The 26745-nt window shown below is 59.9% G+C and carries 24 protein-coding genes and 1 pseudogene; 10 read left to right on the top strand and 15 right to left on the bottom strand.

Annotation, left to right across the window (positions count from 1 at the left end; all coding sequences use genetic code 11):
* The first annotated feature begins 142 nt into the window (after positions 1 to 142).
* Both ACEN2T_RS15945 and ACEN2T_RS15950 read left to right on the top strand, forming a co-directional pair.
* Positions 143 to 2125 (top strand): hypothetical protein, encoded by a 1983-nt coding sequence (locus tag ACEN2T_RS15945; protein ID WP_442116979.1) that lies wholly within the window; start codon positions 143 to 145, stop codon positions 2123 to 2125.
* Between the two features lie 211 nt (positions 2126 to 2336).
* Entirely contained in the window at positions 2337 to 4604 is a 2268-nt protein-coding gene (locus ACEN2T_RS15950; RefSeq protein WP_442116980.1) for an autotransporter outer membrane beta-barrel domain-containing protein, read from the top strand.
* Positions 4605 to 4686: 82 nt separating this feature from the next.
* Here the strand turns inward: ACEN2T_RS15950 and ACEN2T_RS15955 are convergent, their stop codons facing one another.
* The 7 genes from ACEN2T_RS15955 to ACEN2T_RS15985 all read right to left on the bottom strand — a co-directional run bounded on the left by ACEN2T_RS15955 (position 4687) and on the right by ACEN2T_RS15985 (position 12645).
* Complete coding sequence (locus ACEN2T_RS15955) at positions 4687 to 5109, bottom strand: hypothetical protein (protein ID WP_442116981.1); 423 nt, start codon at positions 5107 to 5109, stop codon at positions 4687 to 4689.
* 75 nt (positions 5110 to 5184) lie between these two features.
* Positions 5185 to 5961 (bottom strand): hypothetical protein, encoded by a 777-nt coding sequence (locus ACEN2T_RS15960; protein ID WP_143521245.1) that lies wholly within the window; start codon positions 5959 to 5961, stop codon positions 5185 to 5187.
* A 121-nt stretch (positions 5962 to 6082) separates the two neighbouring features.
* Positions 6083 to 6688 carry a LysE family translocator gene (locus ACEN2T_RS15965; protein WP_442116982.1) on the bottom strand — a complete coding sequence of 202 codons (606 nt, stop codon included), beginning with the start codon at positions 6686 to 6688 and terminating at the stop codon, positions 6083 to 6085.
* Positions 6689 to 6742: 54 nt separating this feature from the next.
* Positions 6743 to 7582: an AraC family transcriptional regulator gene (locus tag ACEN2T_RS15970; protein WP_032887015.1), complete on the bottom strand. Its 840-nt coding sequence runs from the start codon at positions 7580 to 7582 to the stop codon at positions 6743 to 6745.
* 73 nt (positions 7583 to 7655) lie between these two features.
* Positions 7656 to 8297, bottom strand: coding sequence for a DUF1345 domain-containing protein (locus ACEN2T_RS15975; RefSeq protein WP_442116983.1), 642 nt, complete (start codon positions 8295 to 8297; stop codon positions 7656 to 7658).
* A gap of 87 nt (positions 8298 to 8384) precedes the next feature.
* Entirely contained in the window at positions 8385 to 11474 is a 3090-nt protein-coding gene (locus ACEN2T_RS15980) for a multidrug efflux RND transporter permease subunit (protein WP_442116984.1), read from the bottom strand.
* Between the two features lie 13 nt (positions 11475 to 11487).
* Positions 11488 to 12645 carry an efflux RND transporter periplasmic adaptor subunit gene (locus ACEN2T_RS15985; protein WP_095185883.1) on the bottom strand — a complete coding sequence of 386 codons (1158 nt, stop codon included), beginning with the start codon at positions 12643 to 12645 and terminating at the stop codon, positions 11488 to 11490.
* A gap of 289 nt (positions 12646 to 12934) precedes the next feature.
* Here ACEN2T_RS15985 and ACEN2T_RS15990 point away from each other — a divergent pair, with 289 nt between their 5' ends.
* Both ACEN2T_RS15990 and ACEN2T_RS15995 read left to right on the top strand, forming a co-directional pair.
* Positions 12935 to 13636 carry a response regulator transcription factor gene (locus ACEN2T_RS15990; protein WP_032886904.1) on the top strand — a complete coding sequence of 234 codons (702 nt, stop codon included), beginning with the start codon at positions 12935 to 12937 and terminating at the stop codon, positions 13634 to 13636.
* Positions 13637 to 13639: 3 nt separating this feature from the next.
* A complete protein-coding gene (locus ACEN2T_RS15995) occupies positions 13640 to 14941 on the top strand; it encodes an ATP-binding protein (RefSeq protein WP_032886902.1) in 1302 nt (433 codons plus the stop codon).
* Here the strand turns inward: ACEN2T_RS15995 and ACEN2T_RS16000 are convergent, their stop codons facing one another.
* The 3 genes from ACEN2T_RS16000 to ACEN2T_RS16010 all read right to left on the bottom strand — a co-directional run bounded on the left by ACEN2T_RS16000 (position 14942) and on the right by ACEN2T_RS16010 (position 16721).
* Positions 14942 to 15616, bottom strand: coding sequence for an anti-sigma factor domain-containing protein (locus tag ACEN2T_RS16000; protein WP_122681366.1), 675 nt, complete (start codon positions 15614 to 15616; stop codon positions 14942 to 14944). It lies immediately after the preceding gene.
* Positions 15613 to 16131 carry a sigma-70 family RNA polymerase sigma factor gene (locus ACEN2T_RS16005; protein ID WP_442116985.1) on the bottom strand — a complete coding sequence of 173 codons (519 nt, stop codon included), beginning with the start codon at positions 16129 to 16131 and terminating at the stop codon, positions 15613 to 15615. The genes ACEN2T_RS16000 and ACEN2T_RS16005 overlap by 4 nt, the downstream gene beginning before the upstream one ends.
* Before the next feature lie 68 nt (positions 16132 to 16199).
* A complete protein-coding gene (locus ACEN2T_RS16010; RefSeq protein WP_032886898.1) occupies positions 16200 to 16721 on the bottom strand; it encodes a DUF3455 domain-containing protein in 522 nt (173 codons plus the stop codon).
* 194 nt (positions 16722 to 16915) lie between these two features.
* Between ACEN2T_RS16010 and ACEN2T_RS16015 the strand changes: the two genes are divergently transcribed.
* Positions 16916 to 17701, top strand: a complete 786-nt coding sequence (locus ACEN2T_RS16015; RefSeq protein ID WP_095185880.1) for a sulfite exporter TauE/SafE family protein — start codon at positions 16916 to 16918, stop codon at positions 17699 to 17701.
* A 127-nt stretch (positions 17702 to 17828) separates the two neighbouring features.
* Here the strand turns inward: ACEN2T_RS16015 and ACEN2T_RS16020 are convergent, their stop codons facing one another.
* Positions 17829 to 19067: an acyl-CoA dehydrogenase family protein gene (locus ACEN2T_RS16020; protein ID WP_095185879.1), complete on the bottom strand. Its 1239-nt coding sequence runs from the start codon at positions 19065 to 19067 to the stop codon at positions 17829 to 17831.
* Positions 19068 to 19333: 266 nt separating this feature from the next.
* Between ACEN2T_RS16020 and sfnG the strand changes: the two genes are divergently transcribed.
* The gene (gene sfnG / locus ACEN2T_RS16025) at positions 19334 to 20419 is read left to right on the top strand and encodes a dimethylsulfone monooxygenase SfnG (RefSeq protein WP_032886892.1); all 1086 of its coding nucleotides are present in this window, start codon (positions 19334 to 19336) and stop codon (positions 20417 to 20419) included.
* Here sfnG and ACEN2T_RS16030 read toward each other — a convergent pair.
* Positions 20415 to 20864: pseudogene (locus tag ACEN2T_RS16030) on the bottom strand (GNAT family N-acetyltransferase); the annotation flags it as partial. The gene sfnG and the pseudogene ACEN2T_RS16030 overlap by 5 nt on opposite strands.
* A gap of 94 nt (positions 20865 to 20958) precedes the next feature.
* Here ACEN2T_RS16030 and ACEN2T_RS16035 point away from each other — a divergent pair.
* Complete coding sequence (locus tag ACEN2T_RS16035) at positions 20959 to 22545, top strand: RimK family protein (RefSeq protein ID WP_442116986.1); 1587 nt, start codon at positions 20959 to 20961, stop codon at positions 22543 to 22545.
* 6 nt (positions 22546 to 22551) lie between these two features.
* Positions 22552 to 23484: a magnesium transporter CorA family protein gene (locus tag ACEN2T_RS16040; RefSeq protein WP_442116987.1), complete on the top strand. Its 933-nt coding sequence runs from the start codon at positions 22552 to 22554 to the stop codon at positions 23482 to 23484.
* Positions 23485 to 23528: 44 nt separating this feature from the next.
* Here ACEN2T_RS16040 and map read toward each other — a convergent pair whose 3' ends face one another.
* Together map and ACEN2T_RS16050 are read right to left on the bottom strand one after the other, a co-directional pair.
* A complete protein-coding gene (gene map / locus ACEN2T_RS16045; RefSeq protein ID WP_099602882.1) occupies positions 23529 to 24290 on the bottom strand; it encodes a type I methionyl aminopeptidase in 762 nt (253 codons plus the stop codon).
* Positions 24290 to 24490, bottom strand: a complete 201-nt coding sequence (locus tag ACEN2T_RS16050) for a ParD-like family protein (RefSeq protein WP_025855286.1) — start codon at positions 24488 to 24490, stop codon at positions 24290 to 24292. Before ACEN2T_RS16050 ends, map begins: the two co-directional genes overlap by 1 nt.
* Positions 24491 to 24760: 270 nt before the next feature.
* Between ACEN2T_RS16050 and ilvA the strand changes: the two genes are divergently transcribed.
* Both ilvA and ACEN2T_RS16060 read left to right on the top strand, forming a co-directional pair.
* Positions 24761 to 25792: a threonine ammonia-lyase, biosynthetic gene (ilvA, locus tag ACEN2T_RS16055; RefSeq protein WP_081797707.1), complete on the top strand. Its 1032-nt coding sequence runs from the start codon at positions 24761 to 24763 to the stop codon at positions 25790 to 25792.
* Between the two features lie 225 nt (positions 25793 to 26017).
* Positions 26018 to 26287 (top strand): DUF1652 domain-containing protein, encoded by a 270-nt coding sequence (locus tag ACEN2T_RS16060; RefSeq protein ID WP_032886880.1) that lies wholly within the window; start codon positions 26018 to 26020, stop codon positions 26285 to 26287.
* On the opposite strand, the gene ACEN2T_RS16065 is transcribed toward ACEN2T_RS16060, so the two are convergent.
* Positions 26284 to 26682 (bottom strand): hypothetical protein, encoded by a 399-nt coding sequence (locus ACEN2T_RS16065; RefSeq protein ID WP_181643672.1) that lies wholly within the window; start codon positions 26680 to 26682, stop codon positions 26284 to 26286. The genes ACEN2T_RS16060 and ACEN2T_RS16065 overlap by 4 nt on opposite strands.
* Positions 26683 to 26745 lie beyond the last annotated feature (63 nt).

Genomic DNA, 26745 nt, shown 5'->3' on the forward strand with positions numbered 1-26745 from the left:
ATTAAAGATTAATTGATCGTTCTTCATCGTGCTTGATTTGAACTTGGTTATGTACGGGCTGGCGGCTGTTTCGGTTGCTGAGCGGCCGACAACATACCCGGGTCATTCTTGAGCGCCTTACTACTGGCAAGGAGAAACTGAGATGGCAATTAACCGTTCAAAAAAAGCAAGTGTGGCGGGCTGGGAAGACCCCAACCTGGCTGCGCCGATTTTTCCTCAGGCCCTCAATGGTACAAGCGGTTTAATCTGGCGGCCGCACTTGGACAGCGATGGCGGTTTGAGGGTTGACTGCCCCATCTGGGCGTTCCCGGATGACGGGGACGTACTGCAGATCGAATTCAGCGTGGTTGGGCAAGCCTTCTGGATACCGCTGGATCCCATTTTCTTTCCAGTTCAACCGTCGGGACCTTTCGTTCAGGTGACCATCAATATCGCACCCCTCGGCCATGGTGAGTTTGATCTCAGGTTTAAAGTAAAGCCCGGTTCGGGCAGTGATTATTTAGACTTCTCTGCCCAACAACGGATCAAGATTGATCTGTACGGTCCTTACAAAGCGCCCGGTAAGAGTGAAGCACCTGCAAGAGTTGTTTGGCCGGCTTCATTGCCTCTCGGTGTTGATATTACGCAAGAGACCTTGGACCTGAACCCCGGAGGGTTTGAGCTTGATATTCCTGGCTATGGGGATTATGAGGCGGGGGACACCGTGGCCCGGGTCTGGCTTACCGCCATCCAGCCGCCCGACGATGCGCCCTCTTTGGGCAGCAAACCCATGGAGGCTGGTGGAACAGTGTTCAACGTACCTATTTCAGCCATTGCTGCTATGGCTGATGGCATTTTATTTGCTTACTACCAATTCGTCGACGCTGCCGGCAATTACAGCGAGATTTCCAGAATCCCCACCGGGCGCAGGCTTAAGCGCAGTGCAAACCTGAACCTGGATCCTCTTGTAATCGTTGCACCACCCTCTGGTGGGATGGTGGATATCGAAGCATGGCAGGCCGGCGTGAAGGGGGCCATTCCACAATATGCATGGGAGCCGAGCGATCAATACAGGTTGCATTGGGGCGACCAGACCACCGCTCTGGCGCCTCTAAGCGGGGTTTTTCCGTTCGAATTCACGGTCCCTGGCCAACTGATTGTGGACGAGTACGCCGATCAGGAAGGCCCGGTTTCGGTGACGGCCAGTTATGACATCATCAGGACCGGCTCTACCAATTCTCCGACCGATGACACTCTGGTGAGTGTTGATTTAAGCGTTGTTGGGCCTCCGGGTCCGGTTCCGGGCGAGCCTAGCCCAGACCTGGACATCGTCACCATCACCGGCCCCGCGTCGGCCCCCACGACGAACTATCTGAACTCCGCCGACATCGATCACGTTGGCCCCATCCTGGCCACCTTCGATTTGTGGTCTGTCGACCCTGAGCCGGAAGAAGACGACGTCGTTACGCTGTATTGGGGGAGCAAGTTGAACCCGGCAGGCTCATACACCGTTGGGCCTGGCGATGGGCCTGGCACTGAGGTTGAAATCGAGGTAGATAAAACTGCGATTGCTGCGGGGGGCAATGGCGACGATATTCCGGTGTTCTATGGGGTGAGCCGCTCCGGGGCAAGCAATAGTAACTACTCGGATAGCACGTCCGTGAAAGTGGACGACGCCATTACTCATCAACTCGACCCGGCGGAGTTTCTCCATTTGGGACCCTGGAGCATGGATCCTAGAGGCAGGCTTATCTGTGATTCCTTGCGGCCGACAGATGCCGGTACGCCGTGGAGTGAGAAGTATGTTGAGGTGAGGATTCCGCCCAATTCTGAGTTTTTTGCGGATGGAAAACAAATCACCGTTGAGTTTGTTGCTTCCACGGGACTTCTAGGCGATATCCCTATCGAGGCTACACGCGGTACAGCTTCAGTTACGCTGGACGCGGAGATGGCGGCGAAAGGGTTTATCTTCCAACTCAAACCGTTCGATCCGCATCTCAAAGTGGTCGGTGCCGCCGCGCCGTGGAATACGCTCTGGTTCCAATACTCTCTGGACATCGCCGGAACACCGGCACGATCGATACCTGCGGTTGTTCCGATTCGTATGGTGACGTCCAATAACTATTGCGATGGAACGCCCGCGTAACCCAAGGCGTGCGACAAGCACCGAGACATGATGTGTCTCGGTGCTTTTTACTACGGTTGCACCACTCAGTTCTTCTGCGCTCTTCAGATTTATCCTACTTACGCCTACCTCCCCCAACTATAACCTCGCGGCCTCTACAGGTCTGGCTCCACTCCTTCGGAACGAGTCATGCCACTGATTCATGGCATTTAGTTAGAGCGAGTGTTACAGCATGTCCATCAAGTATTTTTTTAAACTTTCCCCCATAAGTGCGGCTGTCAAGGTGTCTTCACTGGGCCTGTTGCTGGGCGTATCGGTACAAAGCCAGGCAAGTCAGGAAGTCGTCGCCCCAGGTGAATCCAAAGTTATTGAGTCTGGAGAGGCAGTAAAAAACTGGGCGCTGCAGGCCGGCTCCAGCCTGACCGTCAACGGAGCAACTACCGGTGCCATCCTTAGCCTGGGTGCGCAATTGACCGTGAATAGTGGCAGCGCCATTGAACGTATTGTTGCCCAGGAAGGTTCCACTGTGAGCCTGGACGCCGCGACTGTTAAAGCCAGTGCTGCGGGCGCGTCAGCGATGGAGCTGACCAACGGCAGCGCGACCATTTCCGGCAGCCATCTGGAAAGTGCCCAATCTATCGGCCTGGTACTCAATCGTTATAGCTCGACGCCGGGTGGTTCTCGTGCAGACGTCAGTCACAGCACGATAAAGGGCGCACAAGCGGGTGCATCGGCGACTCAATTCAGTGAACTGTATTTGCAGGATTCCCTGGTACAAGGGACTGCCGTCGGCAGCACCGGCGTGTTGTTAATCGGCGGTTCTGCGTTTGCCCAGAATAGTGTGCTGTTGGGTGAGCAAAATGGTGTTCGTTTTACCCGTGTGGCCGGAACCACTCAAGATGGCTCACTGGTCCTGGATCAGACGACAGTCGAAGGTCAAACCGGCGCGGCAATTCTGGTCGCCGGCTTGCCGGGTCGGGTGCCGACGGCAACCATCGAGGTGAACAACGGCTCTCAATTGATCGGCGGCAACGGCAACCTGCTGGAAGTGACCGGTGGTGCGACGGCCAATATGAACGTCAATAACAGCCACTTGAATGGCAATGTCATCGTTGAAGCTGGCAGCAATGCCAACTTGAATTTGCACAACAACGCATCGTTGACGGGCGCTTTGTTGAACGTCAGCACGTTGAGCATTGCTGATGGGTCGTTCTGGAACCTGACCGGTGACAGCTTGGTGGGGGACCTGGATCTCGCTGGCGGTACGGTGAAATTCGGTGAGACCGATGCGTTTTACCAATTGAACCTGGACACCCTCAGTGGTAACGGCACGTTCGTGATGGGCGCCGACTTTGCGGTCGGCTCGAACGATTTCCTGAATATCACCGGGGAAGCTACCGGCCAACACAGTTTGTTAGTGGCCAGCAGCGGTTTGGAACCTGTTTCCCCCGGTGACGTGCACATCGTGCATACCGGTGGCGGCGACGCGGAGTTCTCTCTGGCGGGAGGCGCCGTGGATATCGGTGCCTGGTCTTATGGCCTTAAGCAGGATGGCAACGACTGGTTTCTCGACCCCAGCGCACGCACTATCAGCCCGGGCACGCGTTCGGTACTGGCGCTGCTCAATACCGCGCCTACCGTGTGGTACGGCGAGATGACCTCGTTGCGCAGTCGCATGGGCGAATTGCGGCACAATGATGCCCAGGCCGGCGGTTGGATTCGTAGTTATGGCAATAAATACACAGTCTCTGATGCCAACGGTACGGGTTTCAAACAGACTCAGCGCGGGTTCTCCCTCGGTGCAGATACACCGCTGAGCGAAGACAGCAATTGGCTGGTCGGTGTCATGGCGGGGCACAGCACCTCGGACCTGGACTTGAGCCGTGGCACCTCCGGAACAGTGAAAAGCTACTACGCCGGTCTCTATGCGACGTGGATGGATGCGGACAGCGGTTACTACTTCGACGGTGTGGTCAAAGCCAACCGCTTCGAGAACGAATCCAAGGTCGGCATGAGCGATGGTGCCCAGGCTAAAGGTAAGTACGGAACCAACGGTATTGGTGCGTCGGCGGAAGTGGGGCGCCACATCAAACTGGATGACGCGTTCTTCATTGAGCCCTTTGCTCAGGCCTCTACGGTGGTGGTCAAGGGCAAGAAGTATGATCTGGACAACGGCCTCCAGGCAAAAGGTGAAAATACTCACTCTGTGCTGGGTAAATTGGGTGTGACGGTAGGCCGCGATTTCATCATGAATGACGGCAGTGTGGTTCAGCCATATCTTCGCGCTGCAGTGGCCCACGAGTTTGCCAGCGATAACAAAGCGCGGGTGAACGGCCAAGTCTTCAAGAATGATCTGTCGGGCTCGCGTGCCGAGTTTGGCGCGGGTGTGGCGGTGTCGCTCTCGCAGAACCTGCAGTTGCATGGCGACTTTGAACACAGCCAAGGCAAGCATGTAGATCAACCGTGGGGCGTAAACGTGGGGTTGCGCTATAGCTGGTAAAAGCCTGTGCGGTAATCCAAAAAGGAAGCTTCGGCTTCCTTTTTGGGTGTCTGGGCGGTGGCTTTTGGTTATCGCTCAGGGCTCAACGCACCCTGAACAACGCAGTGATGGTCGAGACAGGATTTCCATCATCGTGTGTGAGGATGTTTAGCAATCCGCCTTCAACGTGATCATTGGCTGGGTCTATGGTGGTCAAGTCAATGAGGCCTGTATCACCGCGTATAAAGATGGGATCCAACAAGTCATCTGTTGTATAGGTCAGCCTAATCTGATGACGTTCGTCTTCCAGTTTGTAAACGCCTTCCGTTAAAGCCGTCGGAAACGAAAGCTGGATTTTATGACGGACACCCGGAACGACGACTTGAGTGCCGGAAACAGTCCATCGGTCCGCTGTCTTGGAGATGGAAAACATAGTGGCAGTAAAGTCCTTCCCGTCGATTGTTCCTTTGAAATGATTAAGCTCTTGGGATGATTTTGGGGTGAGTATTTCTTGAACGGCTGTCATGGCGACATCTCCTCTACATAGTGATCGCGACTCCGGTTCACGTCCTGGATGGAGGCGCAGTGGTTGCGGATAGGCTCAAGCTTTGCGTCTCAACGAGACATCATCGAAAAATTCTGCGCCATCAATGCCAATAAGAATGATGGTTAGCGCGGTAGCGCTGGCGGGCATCGCCAGTTCCTCTGGATAGGTGGTCCAGCTCGACGCATCTACGCGAATTTCCGCAAACGTGCCGGATGGCTCAACTTCGAATCGGCAGAACCCATGCCCGCCAAAATCACTGCGCGAGCGAAAGGAAAATTCGTAGGTGTTTCCTCCGGTGACAGGGACGGTTTGCCGGGCGCGGCCGCCCAGGGTGCACTGAAAGGTACTACCGTCAAAATGAGTGCCGGAGCCGATCGGGGAGCCTTCGGTACTCCAGTGATCCATGTTGTTGGAGAAATCCCCGTTAAGCACCAACTCAGGTCGGGGCGGGATGCCCGTATCCAGGGTCAGTTGCATCTCGTCGACGCACACTTCTCCGCTGGTGCCGGTGATAGCCACGGTGAGGAGGGTTGTCGCCGGTGGAGTGGTGAAGCTGATTTGCTGCCATCTCCAAACATGGAAGTCGTTGAGCTCAACTTCCAAGTCGGCACCGGGCACGTTGGAACGGATAGAAAGCGTGCCGTTACCTTTAAACAGGACCTGGCTCCAGAACTCGAGCAGATAGGTTGTTTCGGCACTGGCGTCAATGACTTGGGAAGCCTGGCCGGTGAGTACGCGGCAATACTGGCGTGAGTAGTCCACGCTGTCTTGCGTGGTCCAGTCGGCGCCAAATTTGCTGAAGTTGCCGTTGCGCAGCAAATTGTTGATCAACGTACTCTGTCCAGGCATCTCGCCAGCTCCGATGAATCCCTATGGGTGAAGCTATTGCGCGCTATAAGAGCAGGGTTGGCAACTGTCAGAACTAACAGGTTCGCTCTGCCATTCGTCGGTTCTAGCCCTGTGTCCACACACTCATCCAGGCCGACATCAGCAATAAGATCGCCATCAACCGATTGAACCGTTGCATGGCCCTGGCCGAGCCCAGCAGCCGGGTCGATCCGGCGCCCAGCATCGCCCACATGCCAAGACACGGCAGGGACACCACAAAAAACATCAGGGACAGGGTCAGCACATGCGCCTGACGCCCATCTCCTTGCCCCGTAAACACACTGACCACCGCCAACGCCATCATCCAGGTCTTGGGGTTGACCAGTTGCAGGCTGGCGGCGCCGAGCAGGCCCAGGCGCTTGTGGGATGCATCGCGCTCAACGGCCTGGGCGGGCGCACTGAAAATCTGCCAGGCGAGGTAGCTAAGCCATGCGACGCCGACCCACTGCAGGGTGGCTTGTACCTTGGGCAGATGAATCAGCGACTCACCGAACCCCGAACCCACTATCAGCACAATGCCCGCTGCACCGGCACAAGCCCCGAGGATGATCGGCAATGCCGCCCGCAGGCCATAGCGGGCACTGTTGCTCAGCACCAGGATGTTGGTGGGGCCGGGCGTAATGGAGGCGACGAAGGCAAATAACGCGAAGGGCAGTAAGGTAGACAGCATGGGACGGGACTCCAGTGAACAGATCAGTGGTGTCCATCCTTGCAAGCCCGTGACTTAGCTGTCTGGAACGTTTGAGCAGCGCTTGCGGTACGCCGCCGGTGTCAGGCCATAGGCGCGCACGAACCAGCGGCCCAAGTGACTTTGATCGGCGAAGCCCAAGGCAATCGCCACATCGGCCGGTTGCGCGCCCTTGCCCAGCAAGTGGCGCGCGCGGGCCAGGCGCAGTTGCACCAGGTAGGCATGGGGCGGCAGGCCGAAAGCGCTTTTGAAGGCGCGACTCAGACGAAAGCGGTCGACGCCGCAGGCCAGGGCCAGTTCGTCCATGCCCACGTCCTGATGCAGGTGGTCATGCAGGTATTCCCGCGCCTTGTGGGCCACCCGCGGCAGGCGCGGATCTTCGCGGTAGCGGGTGCGCCAGTAGAGTTGGTCGGTGAGGCATTCCAGCAAGTGGTCCATTGCCCGTTGCCGCACGATGCGCAGTTCACCGCTGTGCAGTGTCTGGAAGGCTTGGCTGGTGGACAGCGCCAGGCGTGGATCGTTGGCCAGGGTGCTGGCGAAGCCCAATTGACTGTTGACCGGCGCTTCTTCAAATACCGCACTCACTTCCCGCGCCAGCCACTGTGGGTCGAGGTACAGCATGTGGTAGGTGAAGCCGTCAGCCGTGGGCGCGTCGCCGTCATGCACTTCGCCAGGCTCCACCAAAAAAACCTGGCCGGGCACGCTGTTGTGGCGGGCACGGCGGCAGTTGAATTGCTGCACGCCTTGTTCGGTGACGCCGATCAGGTAGCTGTCATGCCAATGGGGGTCATAGGCATGGCCTTCAAAGTGCGCGCGCAGGGTCTCGATGCCAGTGTCGGCGTCCTGAGACAGGTCGATCCAATTGTGCGCGGCCATACATCACCGTTGAGGAATAAGTGAGGCTATTGGCGCCCATCCGCTAAAGAGCGTCTAGAAGGTTTGTGCAAGGCTAGCCGAACAGGCCGGCGGCGATATTGATCGAGAACCCCAGTATCGCGGTGTTGAACAGAAAGCCGATCAACGACTGCGCCAGTACAACCTTGCGCAGGCCACGGGTGGCGACGCCCACATCCGAGGTCTGCACGGCCACGCCGATGGTGAAGGAGAAGTACAGGAAGTCCCAGTAGTTGGGCGTGAGCAACCCTTCGGCGAAACGCAGCGCCGGTTCCTTGCCTGTCCAGGTGTAATAGAGCCGGGCGTAATGCACGCTGAAAATCACCCCGATCAGCAGCCATGAGCCGATGACCGTCAGCCCGGTGAAACCGTAGTGCAACAGGCGTTGCCCGGTGGCCAACTCCTTGCTGCCCACCAATTCGAAAGTAATGGTCGCCAGGCTCGCGATGGCGGCGATGCACACCATGAACAGCACCAGCCCGGCGTTTTCGTCCTCGACTTCGGCGATGCGTTTGACGTCTTCGGCCTTGGCGCGGCTGGTCAGCCACAGCATCAGCACCAGGTAGGTCCAGACCCCAGCGTTCCAGCCGATCAGGATTTTGCTGATGAGTGTTTCGGCGGGCATCAGGATGCCTGCGGCAAGACCCAGTACGGCGGCGGCGGAGAGGCGAGGGTGGGTACGGGCGAGGAAGGGCATGGTGGCTCACAGATGGTTACCTGTGAGCACCTTAGCGCATTTTTTGTAGCGAGCGGGTGGCTCGCTACAACCCGCCGGCTGTTCGCATCAGCGCTTTTTGCGCACCAGCGTCATCACCACCACAAAGAACACCGGCACAAACACCACCGCCAACGTCGCGGTAATCATCCCGCCAATCACGCCCGTACCAATCGCCTGCTGGCTTGCCGAACTGGCCCCGGTGGCAATCGCCAATGGCACCACGCCGAGAATAAACGCCAGCGAGGTCATGATGATCGGCCGCAGGCGCAAGCGCGCAGCCTTCAACGTGGCTTCGATCAGGTCTTCACCCTGGTCATACAGGTCCTTGGCGAACTCGATGATCAGGATCGCGTTCTTCGCCGACAGGCCGATGATGGTGATCAAGCCGACCTTGAAAAACACATCGTTGGGCATACCGCGCAAGGTTACCGCCAGCACTGCGCCGAGCACGCCCAGTGGCACCACCAGCAACACCGAGGTCGGGATCGACCAGCTTTCATACAGCGCGGCCAGGCACAGGAACACGATCAGCAGCGACAGGCCCAGCAGGATCGGTGCCTGTGCGCCGGACAAGCGTTCCTGCAACGACAGCCCGGTCCATTCCTGACCCAGGCCCGCTGGCAGTTGGCTGACCAGGCGCTGGATTTCCTCCATCGCCTCGCCGGTGCTGTGCCCGGGGGCTGCCTCGCCGGAAATGGCGATGGCAGGGTAGCCGTTATACCGCGTCAGTTGCGCCGGGCCCTGGGTCCATTTGGCTTCGACAAATGCTGACAGCGGCACCATTTTTCCGGCGTTATTACGCACGTTGATTTTCATCAGGTCCGCCACCTGGCTGCGCTGGTCGCCTTCGGCCTGCACCACCACGCGCTGCATGCGGCCCTGGTTGGGGAAGTCGTTGACGTAGGCCGAGCCAATCGCCGACGACAGCACATTACCCACATCCGCAAACGACACGCCCAAGGCGTTGGCTTGCTTACGGTCCACTTCCAACTGCACTTGCGGTGCTTCGGCCAGGGCGCTTTCGCGCACGTTGGCCAGGATTGGGCTTTTCTCGGCTGCCGCCAGCAACTCGCTGCGCGCTGCCATCAACGCTGCATGGCCGACGCCACCGCGGTCCTGCAGGCGGAACTCGAAACCGCTGGACGTGCCCAGGCCGTCCACTGGTGGTGGCAGCACTGAGTACGCAATCGCGTCTTTCAATTCGCTGAACGCCATATTGGCCCGCTCAGCAATCGATGCGGCCGAATCCTCGCTGCTGCGCTCGGACCAATCCTTCAAGGTGGTAAACGCCAACGCGGCGTTCTGCCCCGAACCGGAGAAGCTGAAGCCCATGATCATGGTGGTGTCACCCACCCCAGGCTCCTCGGCGTTGTGCGCTTCGATCTGCTCGGCGACCTGCACCGTGCGGTTTTTGCTCGCGCCCGGCGGCAGCTGAATATCGGTGATGGTATAGCCCTGGTCTTCCACCGGCAGGAACGAGGCGGGCAGGCGCATGAACATCAGGCCCAGGCCCACCAGCAGTACCAGGTAGATCAGCAGGTAGCGGCCGCTGCGCTTGAGGGCATAGGCCACCCAGCCTTCATAGCGGTCGGTGAGTTGCTCGAAGCGTTTGTTGAACCAGCCGAAGAAACCGCCCTTGGCATGGTGCTCGCCCTTGGCAATCGGCTTGAGCAGGGTGGCGCACAAGGCCGGGGTCAAGGTCAGGGCGAGGAATGCCGAGAACAGGATCGAAGTGGCCATCGACAGCGAGAACTGCTGGTAAATCACCCCCACTGAGCCCGCCATGAACGCCATCGGCAGGAACACCGCCACCAGCACCAGGGTAATGCCGACGATGGCGCCGGTGATTTGGCCCATGGCTTTCTTCGTCGCGTCCTTGGGCGAGAGGCCCTCGGTGACCATGATCCGTTCGACGTTCTCCACCACCACAATCGCATCGTCCACCAAAATGCCGATGGCCAGCACCATGCCGAACATGGTCAGCACGTTGATCGAGAAACCCAGCAACAGCATCGTGGCAAAGGTGCCCATCAGCGCAATCGGCACCACCAGGGTGGGGATCAGCGTGTAGCGCACGTTCTGCAGGAACAGGAACATCACCGCAAACACCAGCGCCATGGCCTCCAGCAAGGTGTAGACCACCTTGGTGATCGAGACTTTGACGAAGGGCGAGGTGTCGTACGGAATCTTGTATTCCACATTGGCCGGGAAGTAGCGTGACAGCTCATCCATCTTCGCCCGCACCAGGGTCGCGGTGTTCAGCGCGTTGGCACCGGGCGCCAGTTGCACGCTGACGGCGGTGGATGGCTTGCCGTTCAGGCGCGTGGAGAACTGGTATTCCTGGCTGCCGATTTCTACCCGCGCCACGTCGCCGACGCGAACGGTGGAACCGTCCGGATTGGCCTTGAGCACGATGTCCGCGAACTCCGCCGGGGTGGAAAGCTGGCCCTTGACCAGGATAGCCGCCGTAATTTCCTGGGTCTTGGTGCCCGGCAAATCACCAATACTGCCAGCGGAAACCTGGGCGTTCTGCGCGCTGATCGCGGCGTTGACGTCGGCCGGGGTCAGGTTGAAACCGATCAGCTTCTGCGGGTCGATCCAGATGCGCATGGCCCGTTCGGCGCCGTACAACTGCGCCTTGCCCACGCCGTCCAGGCGCTTGAGTTCGTTCATTACGTTGCGCGCGAGGTAATCGCTGAGCGCTACGTCATCGAGCTTGCCGTCACTGGAGGTCAAGGTCACCAGCAGCAGGAAACCCGCGGAGACTTTTTCTACCTGCAAGCCTTGCTGGGTCACCGCCTGGGGCAGGCGTGGCTCCACGGCCTTGAGCCTGTTCTGCACATCGACCTGGGCCATTTCCGGGTCTGTGCCGGGTTGGAAGGTGGCGGTGATGGTGGCCGAACCCAGGCTGCTCTGGGATTCGAAGTACAGCAAGTGATCGGCGCCGTTAAGCTCCTGCTCGATCAGGCTGACCACGCTTTCATCCAGGGTCTGGGCCGAGGCGCCGGGGTACACCGCGTAGATCTCGACTTTCGGCGGCGCCACGTTGGGGTACTGGGCCACCGGCAACTGCGGGATGGCGAGTAAACCGGCCAAAAGGATAAACAGGGCAACCACCCAGGCGAAGATCGGGCGGTCAATAAAGAACTGCGGCATGGTCGAATAATCCTTATTGGCCGGAAGCCTGAGCGAGTGGCGTCGGGCTGTCGTCTACCTGGACTTTTTCACCGGGGCGCGCGTGTTGCAGGCCTTCGACGACGATGCGATCACCGGGCTTGAGGCCGCTGCTGACGATCCAGCGATCGTTGATCACCGCACCCAATTGCACCGGTTGCTGGCTGACGGTCTGCTCGGCATCCACCAGCAGCACCATCGGGATACCAGCACTGTCACGGCTGATAGCGCGTTGCGGCACGCTGATGCCTTGTTTGTCGACCGCTTGCTCCAGGCGCACCCGCACGAAGCTGCCGGGCAACAGGTCGAGGTCCGGGTTGGGGAACTCGCTGCGCAGAATGATCTGCCCGGTGCCGGGGTCGACGCTGATGTCGGCGAAGAGCAATTTGCCCGGCAGCGGATACAGGCTGCCGTCGTCCTGGATCAGCGTGGCCTTGGCCTGGTCCTGACCGACCTGCTTCAAGCTGCCGGCGCGAAAGGCGCGGCGCAGGTCGTTCAGTTCGCGGGTGGATTGAGTGAGGTCAGCGTGAATCGGGTCCAGTTGCTGGATGATCGCCAGGGGCGTGGCCTCGTTCTGGCCGACCAGTGCGCCTTCGGTCACCAGCGCCCGGCCAATACGCCCGGAAATTGGGGCCGTCACAGTGGCATATCCCAGGTTCAACTTGGCGCGTTCGACGGCGGCTTTATTGGCGGCGACTTCGGCGTTGGTCTGGCGCAGGTTGGCGCGGGCGTTGTCGTAGTCCTGGCCGCTGATGGCGTTGCCTTCCACCAATTGGCTGTAGCGCTGCTCTTGCAGGCGTGCCTGGAACGCGTTGGCTTGGGCCTTGCTCAGGTTGGCCTGGGCGCTGTCGAGATCGGCCTTGAACGGGGCCGGGTCGATGCGAAACAGTACGTCGCCCTGTTTGACGTCGTGGCCTTCCTTGAATACCCGCTGCATCACCACGCCGGCCACCCGGGCGCGTACTTCGGCAACACGCGGCGCGGCGATGCGTCCGCTCAGCTCGCTGGTGATGGACAGAGGCTTGGCCTCAAGGGTTTCGATGCGCACTTTGGCCAGGGGCATTTCCGGCGCTTCGGCGGCTGATTTGTCACAAGCACTCAGGGCTAGCGTCAGGGCCAACAGGCAAAACGGCGCAAACAGATTCTTCGACATGCTCTTATCCCAATAGTGACTGGCGCATCCTAAGTTCACCTGCGCCGCGGTGCTGTGAAGCTGTGTAGGTGGTCTGTGAAGAAATGTAAGGTGCGGCGCGCGGGGCGCCGAGGGCGTATATCCTTGCACAACCTTGCAAAAACTGACGATCCAATGTGGGAGGGGGCTTGCCCCCGGTAGCGGTGAATCAGTCAACGACTCTGCATCTGAAGCACCGCCAACGGAGGCAAGCCTCCTCCCACATTGGATTTGTGTACGACCTATCACTGTATTTTTTGGAAACACCTTCATGCCCAACATCCTCCTGGTGGAAGACGACGCCGCACTCTCGGAGCTGATTGCCAGCTACCTGGAGCGCAATGGCTATCACGTCAGTGTGCTCAGCCGTGGCGACCACGTACGGGAACGCGCACGCCTCAATCCGCCGGACTTGGTGATCCTCGACCTCATGCTGCCGGGGCTCGACGGCCTGCAAGTGTGCCGCCTGCTGCGCGCCGATTCGGCAGGGCTGCCGATCCTGATGCTCACCGCTCGCGACGACAGCCACGACCAGGTGTTGGGTCTGGAAATGGGCGCCGACGACTATGTGACCAAACCCTGCGAGCCGCGCGTGCTATTGGCCCGCGTGCGCACCTTGCTGCGGCGCAGCAGTTTGTCGGAGCCCCAGGTGGCCAACGATCAGATCCACATGGGCAACCTGTGCATCGACCTGTCGGAGCGCACCGTGGTGTGGCGTGAGCAGCCGGTGGAGCTGTCCAGCGGCGAATACAACCTGCTGGTGGTGTTGGCGCGGCATGCCGGTGAAGTGCTCAGCCGCGATCAGATCCTGCAACGCCTGCGCGGGATCGAGTTCAACGGCACCGACCGCTCGGTAGACGTGGCCATCTCCAAGCTGCGCCGCAAGTTCGACGACCATGCCGGCGAGGCGCGCAAGATCAAGACCGTGTGGGGCAAGGGCTACCTGTTTAGCCGTTCCGAGTGGGAATGCTGAGCCATGTTTCGTGTACTGCTGCGCCTCTACCTGATCACCATCGTCACCTACAGTGCGGCGATTTACCTGATTCCCAAACTGGTCATTCAGCTGTTCGAACACCGTTATCTGGATTACAACATTGAGCAGTCCCGTGGCCAGCAAACCCTCATCGTCAAGCAATACCTGCGGGCGCCGGTGGAGCGTTGGTCCCAGGTCACCGAGCAACTGGGCCGCGACTTTGCGCCGCTCAAAGTGCAACTGCTGCTGCGTCAGGACGCTAGCTATACCCCGCAAGAAGCCAAGCTGCTGGAGCAGGGCAAGCCGGTGATTCGCCTGGGAGAATGGGGTTGGATGGAAGAGATCAGCTCGCCGCTCAACCAGCAGTTCGTGGTCAAGCTGACCATTCCGCCAGACCCGCTGGACATGAACCTGCTGTACTGGTCGATGAATGTGCTGATCGGCGCGGCGTTGCTTGCCTGCCTGCTGTTCTGGCTGCGCCCGCACTGGCGTGATCTGGAACGCCTGAAAAGCACCGCCGCTCAACTCGGCAAGGGCAACCTGGCCGAGCGCACCCGTATTCCGCCCAGCTCCAACATCGGCAGCCTGGCGGCAGTGTTCGACACCATGGCCGACGACATCGAACACCTGCTCAACCAACAGCGAGACCTGCTCAACGCCGTCTCCCATGAACTGCGCACGCCGTTGACGCGCCTGGATTTCGGCCTGGCCCTGGCGCTGTCCGAAGACTTGCCCGAGGCCAGTCGCGAACGTCTGCACGGCCTGGTGGCGCATATTCGTGAGCTGGATGAATTGGTGCTGGAGTTGCTTTCCTACAGCCGCCTGCAAAACCCGGCGCAATTGCCGGAGCGGGTCGAGGTGGTGCTCGATGAGTTTATCGACAGCGTGTTGGGCAGCGTCGACGACGAGCTGGAAAACCCCGAGATCGTCATCGATGTCGTGCTTGATTGCGCTGTAGAACGCTTCAGCCTCGACCCGCGCCTCACCGCCCGTGCCTTGCAGAACCTGCTGCGCAACGCCACGCGTTACTGCGACAAGCGCATCCAGGTGGGGGTCAAGGTGTGTCCCAAGGGCTGTGAAATCTGGGTGGATGACGATGGCATCGGCATCCCGCTGGACCAGCGTGAACGTATCTTCGAACCGTTCTATCGCCTCGACCGCAGCCGCGACCGCAGCACCGGCGGCTTCGGCCTGGGTCTTGCGATCAGCCGCCGCGCCCTGGAAGCCCAGGGCGGGACGTTGACCGCCCAGGCGTCGCCGTTGGGTGGTGCGCGGTTTCGCGTGTGGCTGCCCAGCCTCGGTTGATCAGAGCACCTTGACCGCGCGGCCGATGGCCTGGATCGGCCCGGTGGGTTTGCCGGTCGGCGAGCCGCTCGGGTCTTCCAGGGTCAGTTCGAACAATTGGTTAGGCGACAGCGGCGGCAGCCTGTCCAGCGGCAGCGACAGGGTTTGCCCCGGCTTGACCAGCCCCAGGGACACGGGAGCTTGCCAGCCATCACCCTTGGTCCAGAACTGCAGCGCCTTGTCCGCTGGGACTTCCATCACGCCCAACGGGATCAACTGAATCTGCTGATTGTTGCTGGCCTGGATCACCCAGCCCGGCGCCTGGCTTTGGGGGGCCACCAGCACCACCACAAAGGCGGGGTCCGCGATGGGCGGGCGGGTCAGTAATAACGTCGCCAGCACCACGCTTGCCGCCAGCCCGGCACCGGCCAGGCCGCGCCACAAGGCCAGCAGGTTCCACCACGGTACGTGGGCGTCCGGGTTTGCGGTGTTACGTTCGATGCGCCGCCATAACTGCGCCGAGGGCAACACCGGCTCGGCCAACGCGGTCAGGGGCAGCAGTCGCTGCTCCCAGGCATCCACCGCCGCGCGTAACTCGGCATCGTGGGGCAGGCGTTGTTCCACGTCGGCCCGTTGCTCGGCGGGCAGGGTGCCCAGCACGTATTCGCTGGCCAGTTCGTCCAAGGGGTTGTTCATGCCATGCACTCCCGCAGCGCGGCGAGGCTACGTTTGATCCAGGCTTTGACGGTCCCCAGGGGGGTGTCCAACCTCGAAGCGATTTCGCTATGGGAATAGCCGTCGACATACGCATGCAGGATGCACGTGCGGCGGGCCGGATCGAGCTGCTCCAGGCAGGTGTGGATCTGCCCGGAACGCGCGGAAAACTCAAAGGTGTCGGCGGGCGCGGTGACGTGCTCGTGTTCGTCGTCCAGCGGCACCTCACGGTACTGGTTGCGCACCACGTTGAGCGCCAAGTGTCGGGTCACGCTGAACACCCAACCCCGCGCCGAACCACGGCTGGGGTCGAAACTGCCGGCGCCGCGCCAGATCTTGATAAACGCGTCATGCACGATATCTTCGGCCAGCGCCCGGTCACGCACGATACGCAGGGCTACGCCGAGCAAGTGGCTGCTGTCCTGCTCATACAGTCGGCGCAAGGCGCGTTGGTCGCCACGGGCACAGGCCAGCAGACAGGCTTCGTAATCAAACACGCACATCCCTCAAATGGCTGACCCCCTGTGGCGAGCATGCTCGCCACAGGCAGCGTAGCGCAGTTTGTTCAGTTGGCCGCCCAGAAGATGTAGTCGGCCTGGTACTTCACCACTTCCTGTTTGCCCTTGTTGGCGACCGTGCATTCAGTGCTCGGCGCTACACCGCCTTTAAGGGCGACCCGTTGGATGTAACTCACGCCACTCATCGCGCCCTTGCCTTCGGCCGGGTTGGCCTTGACCAGTTGATATGGCAAGTTGCCCGGGCTCGATGGCGCCACGGCCAGCTGGGTGCCGGTGATTTTCGAACCGTCCTTGGCTTGCCAAGTGGCAGGTGGGCCGAAGTAGGTGCCGACCTGCTTGCCGCTGCGATCATTGAGCACCGCCTTGGGGCCGACGAAAGTCCATTCGGTCTGGCCAGCGGCGTTGGCTTTGTCGCGGCACTCGTAGGTGATTTCGCCGACACCGGTGGTTTCCATCGCTACCTTGTGGCCGTCCGGCACTTTAATGCTGTCCGGCAAACCGGCCTGGGCAAAGGCGGCGGGGCTGGCAACGAGCAAACCGGTGAGGCAGAGCAGGGCTTTAGCGTTCATGGGTGTTTCTCCATTAGATGAAACAGCAGGGTTGCTGCAAGGACTACCCATGGGCACGCCAACTGGATGCAGTGATCGGCAAAAAAAATTGCATTAAGCGAAAAAGATCTAAAGTCAGATCATATTGGTATAAGTCGTTATAAGAAAAATCGCTATCCTGCCGCCAGAAATTTATAAGGCCGCGGGTAGCTGTAATGGATGTGGGTAACTTTGGTTTCGTAATTGCCGGCCTGATCGTAGGTTTTATCGTGGGCATGACCGGTGTCGGCGGGGGCTCGTTGATGACCCCGATCCTGTTGTGGTTCGGCATCAACCCGGCCACGGCTGTGGGCACTGACCTGTTGTACGCGGCCATCACCAAGTCCGGTGGCGTGCTGGTACACAGCAAGAACAAGAACATCGATTGGACCATCACCGGCTGGTTGACCCTGGGCAGTGTGCCTGCGGTGCTGCTGACCCTGTGGTTTCTCGCCACCTTGCATACCGATCCTACGGCGATGAACGCGGTCATCAAGCAAGCCCTCGGCGTCGTGTTGCTGTTGACGGCCCTGGCGATCCTGTTCAAGCAACGCCTGCTGGCCTTCGCCCAGCGTCACGCGGGCGACAGCTACCACATGAACCCGCGCAACCTGAACGGCTTGACCGTTGTCACCGGCGCCATCCTCGGCACCATGGTCGCCCTGACTTCAATCGGCGCCGGCGCCCTGGGCACTGTGGCGCTGTTTATCCTGTATCCATTCCTGGCCACGCGCCGCCTGGTGGGCACCGAGATCGCCCACGCGGTTCCCCTGACCCTCGTGGCCGGACTGGGCCATGCTGGCATGGGCAATATGGACTGGCACCTGCTGGGCTTTCTGCTGATGGGTTCGTTGCCGGGCATTTACTTCGGCAGCCACATGACCGGCAAGATCCCGGACGGCGTGCTTCGCCCGTGCCTGGCGATCATGTTAATGGCGGTTGGTTACAAACTGGCCTTCTGAGGCGTGCGCAGTATCCAATGTGGGAGGGGGCTTGCCCCCGATAGCGGTGGGTCAGTTTTTGAATACAGTGACTGACCCACTGCCATCGGGGGCAAGCCCCCTCCCACAGTTTTGACCCCGCTCAGCCTCAGGCTTTCGCCGGGCCATTGCCGATCTGCCACACAAACGGCGGCTCGGTGCCATTGATCACCCAGTCCCCCACGATCCGCGCCTTGTAGATCACCGGGTTGTGGGACGACACAGTCCGCGCATTGCGCCAATGCCGATCAAGGGCTTTCCCCTGGCGCACGTCCGACGCCCCCAGTGCGTTGAACAACTCGCTGGTAGCCCGCTGGATCAACTCCGACACCACCACCTGCGCCGTGGCCGATTCAATTTCGGCGGCGACGTTGGCTTCGCGCTCCACGACGTCATCCCCGCCAAACCGCGCCACGTAAGCCCGTTGCGCTGGCAATGTCGCCCTTAACGCGCTGGCCTCAGCGGCATACACCAGTGCTGCGACTTCGCCCACCACCTGTTGAATCTGTGCATCCTGGCTCACATGCTGGGCATTGCCGTGGCTGTAGATGCGCTTGCGGCTGCGCACCTGGTGGGCCACATCGCGCAACGCCGCACGGCCGATACCGGCGAGGCTGGCCAGCAGGACAAGTTGGTAGAACGCGGTCTGGTATTTGAAACGGGTGGCAAAGTCGATGACGTTATCCGCCTCGACTTCAGCATCGGTAAAGCGCGAGGTGCCGCTGCCGGTGGTGCGCTGGCCAAAGCCGTCCCAATCGTCGCTGTGCACCACGCCAGGCTGGCGTGCACGGGTCGCAGCGATCACATCGCCGCCGGTGTCGCTGCGTTGGGCGTACACATCGATCCAGTCAGAGAAAATGCTGCCGGTGCTGTAGAACTTTTCACCGTTGAGCTTCCACTTATCGCCGTCGGGACTGACCTGGGTGACCACATCACCGATGGCCACGTTGCCGATTTCAGTCCAGGCGCAGCCGACGATATCGCCGTCGACAAACCGCTTGAACCACAGGTCCCGGCCGGCACTCGGCGGCGCGTTCAGGCGGTCCTCGGCAAAGGCGAAATGCCCGCGCAGGGCCTGGGGTACGTTGGAGTCGGCTTCGGCCAGTTCGATCAGCAGTTCGAACAGTTGCGGCAGCGAAGCACCGCCACCGCCATATTCCACCGGTACGCGCACCGCGCCGAAACCGGCCTCCTTGAGCCATTGGATCGGCTCATGGGGCAGGGTACGGCTGAGTTCGCGCTGCACCGCACCGTCGGCGATGCGCTGGAAGATCGGCCGGAAGCGCGCGGCCAAGGTGGGGTAATCGACGCCGATGGACAGCGGGTTAATGACGTGATGTTCGGTCATGGGCAAGGCTCCGGGGCAGTGGTCAATGCAAGGGGGATTGCACAGTCCGTGCCGGGTTCGTGGCCCAATGTTTACGGGGCATTTGCGTTGATTACTGTTGCTCCAGCAACAGCATTCCGACAAACCGGCGTGATCCATGACATGTGCCTGCACGCCCGCCGGGGGCGTTTTTTTGGGCGCAACGCCCATGGCATGGGCCTTTGCCACTGACTGGCACGCTTGCTGCTCAAGCCTCGATACATCCCTTTTGCACGAGGTACCGTTCGATGAGTCAGCAAGCCGTGAAATTTGCCTATTGGGTGCCCAACGTCAGCGGTGGGCTGGTGGTCAGTAAGATCGAACAACGCACCCACTGGGGCATCGACTACAACCGTAAACTGGCGCAATTGGCCGAAGAAGCCGGCTTCGAATACGGCCTGACCCAGATCCGCTTCACCGCTGGCTACGGCGCCGAGAACCAGCATGAATCCGTGGCGTTCAGCCATGCGCTGCTGGCGGCGACCACCAAGCTCAAGGTCATCGCCGCGATCCTTCCCGGCCCTTGGCAGCCGGCGCTGGCGGCCAAGCAACTGGCGACCATCGACCAACTCACCAACGGCCGCATTGCGGTGAACATCGTCAGTGGCTGGTTCAAGGGCGAGTTCCAGGCCATCGGCGAACACTGGCTGGAACACGACGAGCGCTATCGCCGTTCCGAGGAATTTATCCGCGCCCTCAAAGGCATCTGGACCCAGGACGACTTTACCTTCAAGGGCGACTTCTACCGTTTCAACAACTACACCCTCAAACCCAAGCCGCTGGGCCAGCCGGAAGTGTTCCAGGGCGGCAGTTCACGGGCCGCGCGGGACATGGCGGCGCGGGTGTCGGATTGGTATTTCACCAACGGCAACACCCCGGAAGGCATCAAGGCCCAGGTCGATGACATTCGCACCAAGGCTGCTGCAAATAACCACTCGGTCAAAGTCGGCGTGAATGCATTCATCATCGCCCGCGACACCGAGGAAGAAGCCCGCGCCGTACTCGCAGAGATCATCGACAAGGCCGACCCGGAAGCCGTGAATGCCTTTGGCGACGCGGCCAAGCAAGCAGGCAAGGCGTCACCCGAAGGCGAGGGCAACTGGGCCAAGTCCAGCTTTGAAGACCTGGTGCAGTACAACGATGGCTTCAAGACCAACCTGATCGGCACTCCGCAGCAGATCGCCGAGCGCATCGTTGCACTCAAGGCCGTAGGCGTGGACCTGGTGCTGGCGGGCTTCCTGCACTTCCAGGAAGAAGTGGAGTACTTCGGCAAACGCGTATTGCCGCTGGTACGCGAGCTGGAAGCCAAGGCCGGGATCAAGCAGGTGGCCTGACCAAGGTTTTTTCCAGGCGCAGGGCCGGGGTGTGGTCTGCGTAGTAGTCGTTGACCTGGGCGAAGCGCCGGTAGCCATTGCGCTCATACAGCGCAAGGGCGCCGGGGTTGTCGGTGCGCACCTCCAGGCGCAGGTGCGCGCACCCGTGCGTCACCCCGCAGGCCTCGACATGGCTGAGCAACTGCCTGCCCAGCCCGAGGCCGCGTGCGTGGGCGGCAATGGCGATGGAATACAAGCGCGCGAACGCGCTGCCACGACGAAACAGCACTAGCGCATAACCGAGCAACTGCCCGTCCTGTTCCGCTACCAGCAACTGGCCGTGGGCGCGGCTGATCATCCAGTGAAAACTGCGCGATGAGAGCCGGTCACTGGTGAAACACTGTTGTTCCAATGCGACCAATGCCGGTACATCACCGGGTAATGCAACGCGAGAGAAAAGAGCCATATAACCGCCGTAAAAGTTGCGTAACGAAACGGGACTTCCCTAAAAGATCGTGCTTAATAGAAAAGGTCGAGTTCTCTAAAGCGGATCAAATATTATGTCGGCGGTACAAGGTCATTGGCGTGAAGTATCCGAGCAAATTGTCGCGGCGACAATAACTTCGAAGGGCTTTTTTTCTGCGTCGCCTCGAAGTAACAGTCAAGTGGTGATTATTGTTGAGCGCAAGGAAGATTGGGCCTCCTACTTTCCCAGCGAAGACATCGTCACCGCCCAGGAATACCTTGAGCAAACACGGCAAAACGAGACTGGCAAGCGTGTACAGGTGATCAACCTGTGCCGCAGCTACAAGTACCTGGGGCACGGCTACTACTGCTCGTTGCTGGCCGAAGCGCGCGGACACAAGGTGATTCCCTCGGTGCGTACCATAAGCGAACTGACTAAGAAGTCGCTGTACGGCCTGGCGCTGGATGACCTGGATAAAACCCTTGATAAAGCCTTGAGTCATCACCTCTACAGTAATACCGAAGGGTTTACCCTGACACTTTACTTCGGCAGGACCAATATAGAACCGTTGCAGGAATTGGCCCGCCAGTTGTTTGAAACATTCCCGTGTCCGATCCTCTTGGTTGAATTCAGAAAGAATAACGGTTGGCATATCGAAGGGGTGAAATCCGGCGTATTGCACAAGTTGCGTGACGATCAGGAAGATCAGTTCGCCCATGCCCTTGATAACTTCAGCCGCAAGATCTGGCGCCAACCCCGTTCGCGGCGCCTGGCCCGTTATGACCTGGCAATCCTGCACGATCCAGAGGAGCAGCTGCCACCCTCCAACGCCCGTGCCCTGGAGAACTTCATCCGCGTGGGCAAGGGCCTGGGCATCGATGTGGAGCTGATCGAGCGCAAGGACTACGCGCGGCTGGCCGAATACGACGCCTTGCTGATCCGCGAGACCACCAGCGTTGACAACCATACCTACCGCTTTGCCAAAAAAGCCGAAAGCGAAGGCCTGGTGGTGATGGACGACCCCGCGTCGATCCTGCGCTGCACCAACAAGGTCTACCTCACCGACTTGCTCAACAGCCATCAGCTGGGCATGCCCGCCACCGAGATTCTCTACAAGGAGCGACCGGAAGATTTCGAACGGGTCGGCGAGCGCCTTGGGTTTCCGCTGGTGTTGAAGATTCCCGACGGGTGTTTCTCCCGAGGCGTGATCAAGGTCGAAAGCCAGGAAGCCTTGCTCAAGGCCACCGCCGAGTTGTTCGAGCATTCGGTGCTGCTGTTGGCCCAGGAATTCTTCTACACCGAGTACGACTGGCGCATCGGCGTACTCAATCGCAAACCGATCTTCGCTTGCCAGTACTTCATGTCCAAGGGCCACTGGCAGATCTATAACCACAAGGCCATCGGCCAGGCCATCAACGGCGAATGCCGCACCCTGGCCGTCCATGAAGCGCCCAAGGCGGTGGTGGAACTGGCGGTGAAGACCGCCAACCTGATCGGCGACGGCCTGTACGGTGTGGACCTCAAGCAGTCCGGCGACAAGGTGGCGGTGATCGAGGTCAACGACAACCCGAACCTGGATGCTGGAATCGAAGATGCCTACTTGCAGGACGACCTGTACAGCCTGGTGCTGGAAGAGTTTGTGCGGCGCCTGGAGCTGAAACGCCAGGGCCAGGTGTGGTGACGCGCGATGATCCAGCGCTTTGAACTGAACGGTGGAAAGTTACGTCCGGGGCACTGCGACGCGGCCCCGATCCTGTTGTTCAACAACCCCGACCTGGCCGAGCGCGAGTGGCTGCGAGATCACCACAAGCTCGACGAGCACGCGTTGGCGTCGGCGCTCGACCCGGACGAAGTCTCACGCATCGAGTTTCATCCCGACAACCTGTTCCTGATCTGGAAGCGCCCGGAGAACTATTCCGGTGGCGGCAACCTGGTGTTCGAAGTGGCGTCGTGCGGCCTGCTGTTTTCACCCGGCCGCCTGCTGGTGATCGCCACTGATGAGACCCCACTGAGTGGCCTGGGCCAGCGCCGGCCGTTGCACACGCCGCTGGACGTATTGCTCGACCTGTTGCTCAACAACATCCACCACTACCTGGGCCACCTCAAGGTGATCAAGCTGGTTGCACGGGAGTTGCAGCAGCAGTTCAACGCGTCCATGAGCAACCATCACCTGATGCAGATGTTCAGCCTCAGCGAAAGCCTGATCTATTACATCAACGCGCTGCACAGCAACGGCGCCGTGCTGTCGCGGCTGCGTAACCATGGGGAAAAGGAGCACTTCAGTGCTGAAATTCTCGGCCTTATTGATGACCTGATCATCGAGAACCACCAGTGCTACAAACAGGCGGAGATCTATTCCAACGTGTTTTCCGGGCTGATCGATGCGCGCGGCAACCTGATGAACAACAGCATGAACAACCTGTTGCGCAAGCTGACGCTGATCAACGTGGTGTTCTTGCCGCTCAACCTGATCGCCAGCATTGGCGGTATGTCGGAGTTCAGCATGATGACCGCGGGTACGCCGTGGTGGGTGTCGTACCCATTGTTCCTGGCAGCGATGGGGTTGGGCGCCGGCTTGATGGTACTGGCGCTCAAACGGATGGCGGGCGCGACGATGTAAGGGGGGCGAGGGAGTACTTCTTCGACAAGCCCGCTCACCACCGTTTATTCGCCTGGCTGTGTTTGCAAGGTCAGCACTTCAAAGCCATCCGCCGTCACCGCCACCGTATGCTCCCACTGCGCCGACAGGCTGTTGTCCTTGGTCACCACCGTCCAGCCATCTTTCAGGCTGCGCACTTTGGAACTGCCCTGGTTGAGCATCGGTTCGATGGTAAACACCATGCCTTCGCGCAGTTCCAGCCCGGTGCCGGGTCTGCCGAAGTGCAGGATTTGCGGTTCTTCATGCATCTGCTTGCCGATGCCGTGGCCGCAGTATTCACGCACCACGCTGTAGCCGTTGGCCTGGGCGTGGCTCTGGATTGCATGGCCGATATCACCCAGGCGTGCGCCGGGCTTGACCTGGCGGATCCCGGCCCACATCGCCTCAAAGGTCATTTCCACCAGGCGCCGCGCCTTGGGGGCGACGTTGCCAATCATGTACATCTTGCTGGAGTCGGCGATAAAGCCACCTTTTTCCAGGGTGATGTCGATGTTGATGATGTCGCCGTCCTTGAGGATCTCCTTGGCGCTGGGCATGCCATGGCACACCACTTCGTTGATTGAGGTGTTGATGGAGAAGGGGTAGTCGTATTGCCCGAGGCTGGCGGGGCGGGCTTTAAGGTCGTTACGAATGAAGGCTTCGACGGCGGCGTCCAGCTCAAGGGTGGAACGGCCGGCGGCGACAAACCCGTCGAGCATGTCAAACACTTGAGCCAGCAGGCGCCCGGATTCGCGCATCACAGCCAGTTGAGCGGCAGTCTTGATCATCAGCTGCGCCCCCGGATCAGGTCGGGCTTGTCCAGCAACAGTTTGTTGATCAGCTCGTTGTACGGCAGGTTGGGGTTGAGTTCGGCGAGCAGGCCGATCTTGATCCAGAACTCGGCCTGGGCGTTGATGGAGCGGTCCATGGCCGCGCTGGCCAGGCGGAGTTGTTCATGCAGTTGGTCGGTGATTTTGACGATGCCCATGGGGTTCACTGTTTAAAAGTTGATATACAAAGCGTATATGTTTCGTATATCTATCGTAAACCCCCAAACGCTAAATGGCGCTTGGCCATTGACTTGCCCGGTGACGCCCGGTTAATTTCGTGACATGACATTTCAAACCTTCCGCAGCCAGCCAAGCATTATTACCGCCATTCCTCATTTGGCGGGATAGCACACGGCTGCACCCAAACCCGCCTTAGAGGCGGGTTTTGTTTTTCCGTCTCCAGGGCCCTTGAAAACCAGGAGACACCCATGAGCACGTGCCCCGTCCCCCACACCGCTGATACGGCATTGCTTGAACACTATGTAAAAAAGATCCTCGCCGCGCCGGTCTATGACCTGGCGTTGCGTACGCCCCTGCAAGCCGCGCCGGCATTGTCGGCGCTGCTGGGTAACCAGGTGCTGCTCAAGCGCGAAGACCTGCAACCGACCTTTTCCTTCAAGATTCGCGGCGCCTACAACAAGCTGGTGCAGCTCACCGCCGAGCAAAAGGCACGCGGTGTGGTGACCGCATCGGCGGGGAACCATGCGCAAGGCGTGGCACTGGCGGCGAAGGAGTTGGGGATCAAGGCGCGGATCGTCATGCCGTGCAGCACGCCCGAGTTGAAGGTGTTGGGCGTGCGCTCCCGAGGCGCCGAAGCGGTGTTGCACGGGGAGAGTTTCCCGTTTGCCCTGGCCCACGCGCTGCAACTGGCCGAGACATCCGGATGCACGTTCGTTTCGCCCTTCGATGATCCGGACGTGATCGCCGGCCAGGGCACCGTGGCCATGGAAATCCTGCGCCAGCAACAGGGCCCGTTGGACGCCATCTTCGTGCCGGTGGGTGGCGGCGGTCTGATCGCAGGTATCGCGGCCTACGTCAAATACCTGCGGCCTGAGGTGCGCATCGTCGGTGTCGAGCCCGAAGGCTCCAGTTGCCTGCTGGCCGCCCTGCGTGCCGGTGAGCGGGTGGTGTTGCCGAGCGTCGACGGGTTTGCCGACGGTACCGCCGTAGCGCAGATCGGCGCCTACGGTTTTGAAATCTGCCGGGAGTGGGTGGACGAAGTCATCACCGTGAGCAATGACGAACTGTGCAGCGCCATCAAGCTGATCTACGACGACACCCGTTCCATCACCGAACCCTCTGGCGCGTTGGCGGTGGCGGGCATTCGCAAGTACGTGGCGCAACGAGGCGTGCATGGGCAGACACTGGTGGCGGTGAATTCCGGGGCGAATATTAACTTTGATAGTTTGCGACATGTTGCTGAAAGAGTGACGGCATACGCACACGAAGTGCAGGGTTAAACGTTTAATCGTGGCTGTTCGACGATGTTATAAACACTACGGACGGGGACCTGTTTAAGTTATATAAACTTGCGCGTTCCTTATGAGGAATGGTTACAACGCAAGCGTATTTTGCCGAGTAGGCTGGTAGTTGAAACGTCTTCCAAGGTCGGCAAGACGCGGCAGGCAGGCGTCTGCCACACCCATAAGACTCTGTTGGCAGTCTCAAAAAAGGAGAGGTTGGCCATGCTTTCGGAATTAGAGCTTCGCAGCATTATTGAAGGAAGTTTCCTGCCCAAACGGTGCGAATGCACCAAAGCCGAAGATGCTTCGCTGACGATCAAGATCTATGACGATCGCGACCGTGACCGGGTGGATTTGGAGGTCAAAGGCATCAAGACGGACAAACTCGACAGCAGTCGAGCGATTTGCAACCTGATCGCCGGGTTGCGTGAAGATCTGAAAAATACCCATGCACCCGCCCTGCAAAGAGCGGGAGGTCGAGCCTATTACTAGGCAGACGCCTGAGGGTGAACCACCGAAGACCTGTGGGCTTGGATAAACGCCAGGCCCAATACGGTTTCGGTCGCCACGGCCAGGAAGATCCCCGGCCCGGCGTTGCCATTGAACCACTCACTCAAGCCCAGCACAGCCAGCACCAGGCAACCGATGGCAAAGCCACTGGTCATGGCGCGACGCGTGTCCGAAGGCGGCGCATGGCGGGCCCGGTAAAACATGATGCCGATGGCCAGGAACAGCGCGGCGCTGCGGCGGGCGACCAGGCCTGTGGCGTCTGAAGAATTCACTCCCCACATACCGAGCAGCAGATCGGGGCGTAACCCCCAGACCAGTGCGAGGGCAAAGCACAGCAGGGCGGTTGTGGTGGCGAGGGTACGAAAACTGAACGACATGGCGATTCCTTTCGGCCTTGGGACAAGCCCGCAAGAATACGCCTATCTACGCGGGCTTGCTGT

The organism is Pseudomonas sp. W22_MBD1_FP4 (assembly GCF_052113765.1).
In the GTDB taxonomy this organism is placed as follows: Bacteria; Pseudomonadota; Gammaproteobacteria; order Pseudomonadales; family Pseudomonadaceae; genus Aquipseudomonas; species Aquipseudomonas sivasensis.

Excerpts from the sequence above, each read along its gene's own strand:
- ACEN2T_RS15945 (WP_442116979.1), top strand. The coding sequence starts at position 143 with ATGGCAATTAACCGTTCAAAAAAAGCAAGTGTGGCGGGCTGGGAAGAC.
- ACEN2T_RS15950 (WP_442116980.1), top strand. The coding sequence starts at position 2,337 with ATGTCCATCAAGTATTTTTTTAAACTTTCCCCCATAAGTGCGGCTGTC.
- ACEN2T_RS15955 (WP_442116981.1), bottom strand. The coding sequence starts at position 5,109 with ATGACAGCCGTTCAAGAAATACTCACCCCAAAATCATCCCAAGAGCTT.
- ACEN2T_RS15965 (WP_442116982.1), bottom strand. The coding sequence starts at position 6,688 with ATGCTGTCTACCTTACTGCCCTTCGCGTTATTTGCCTTCGTCGCCTCC.
- ACEN2T_RS15970 (WP_032887015.1), bottom strand. The coding sequence starts at position 7,582 with ATGGCCGCGCACAATTGGATCGACCTGTCTCAGGACGCCGACACTGGC.
- ACEN2T_RS15975 (WP_442116983.1), bottom strand. The coding sequence starts at position 8,297 with ATGCCCTTCCTCGCCCGTACCCACCCTCGCCTCTCCGCCGCCGCCGTA.
- ACEN2T_RS15980 (WP_442116984.1), bottom strand. The coding sequence starts at position 11,474 with ATGCCGCAGTTCTTTATTGACCGCCCGATCTTCGCCTGGGTGGTTGCC.
- ACEN2T_RS15985 (WP_095185883.1), bottom strand. The coding sequence starts at position 12,645 with ATGTCGAAGAATCTGTTTGCGCCGTTTTGCCTGTTGGCCCTGACGCTA.
- ACEN2T_RS15990 (WP_032886904.1), top strand. The coding sequence starts at position 12,935 with ATGCCCAACATCCTCCTGGTGGAAGACGACGCCGCACTCTCGGAGCTG.
- ACEN2T_RS15995 (WP_032886902.1), top strand. The coding sequence starts at position 13,640 with ATGTTTCGTGTACTGCTGCGCCTCTACCTGATCACCATCGTCACCTAC.
- ACEN2T_RS16000 (WP_122681366.1), bottom strand. The coding sequence starts at position 15,616 with ATGAACAACCCCTTGGACGAACTGGCCAGCGAATACGTGCTGGGCACC.
- ACEN2T_RS16010 (WP_032886898.1), bottom strand. The coding sequence starts at position 16,721 with ATGAACGCTAAAGCCCTGCTCTGCCTCACCGGTTTGCTCGTTGCCAGC.
- ACEN2T_RS16015 (WP_095185880.1), top strand. The coding sequence starts at position 16,916 with ATGGATGTGGGTAACTTTGGTTTCGTAATTGCCGGCCTGATCGTAGGT.
- ACEN2T_RS16020 (WP_095185879.1), bottom strand. The coding sequence starts at position 19,067 with ATGACCGAACATCACGTCATTAACCCGCTGTCCATCGGCGTCGATTAC.
- sfnG (WP_032886892.1), top strand. The coding sequence starts at position 19,334 with ATGAGTCAGCAAGCCGTGAAATTTGCCTATTGGGTGCCCAACGTCAGC.
- ACEN2T_RS16035 (WP_442116986.1), top strand. The coding sequence starts at position 20,959 with ATGTCGGCGGTACAAGGTCATTGGCGTGAAGTATCCGAGCAAATTGTC.
- ACEN2T_RS16040 (WP_442116987.1), top strand. The coding sequence starts at position 22,552 with ATGATCCAGCGCTTTGAACTGAACGGTGGAAAGTTACGTCCGGGGCAC.
- map (WP_099602882.1), bottom strand. The coding sequence starts at position 24,290 with ATGATCAAGACTGCCGCTCAACTGGCTGTGATGCGCGAATCCGGGCGC.
- ACEN2T_RS16050 (WP_025855286.1), bottom strand. The coding sequence starts at position 24,490 with ATGGGCATCGTCAAAATCACCGACCAACTGCATGAACAACTCCGCCTG.
- ilvA (WP_081797707.1), top strand. The coding sequence starts at position 24,761 with ATGAGCACGTGCCCCGTCCCCCACACCGCTGATACGGCATTGCTTGAA.
- ACEN2T_RS16060 (WP_032886880.1), top strand. The coding sequence starts at position 26,018 with ATGCTTTCGGAATTAGAGCTTCGCAGCATTATTGAAGGAAGTTTCCTG.
- ACEN2T_RS16065 (WP_181643672.1), bottom strand. The coding sequence starts at position 26,682 with ATGTCGTTCAGTTTTCGTACCCTCGCCACCACAACCGCCCTGCTGTGC.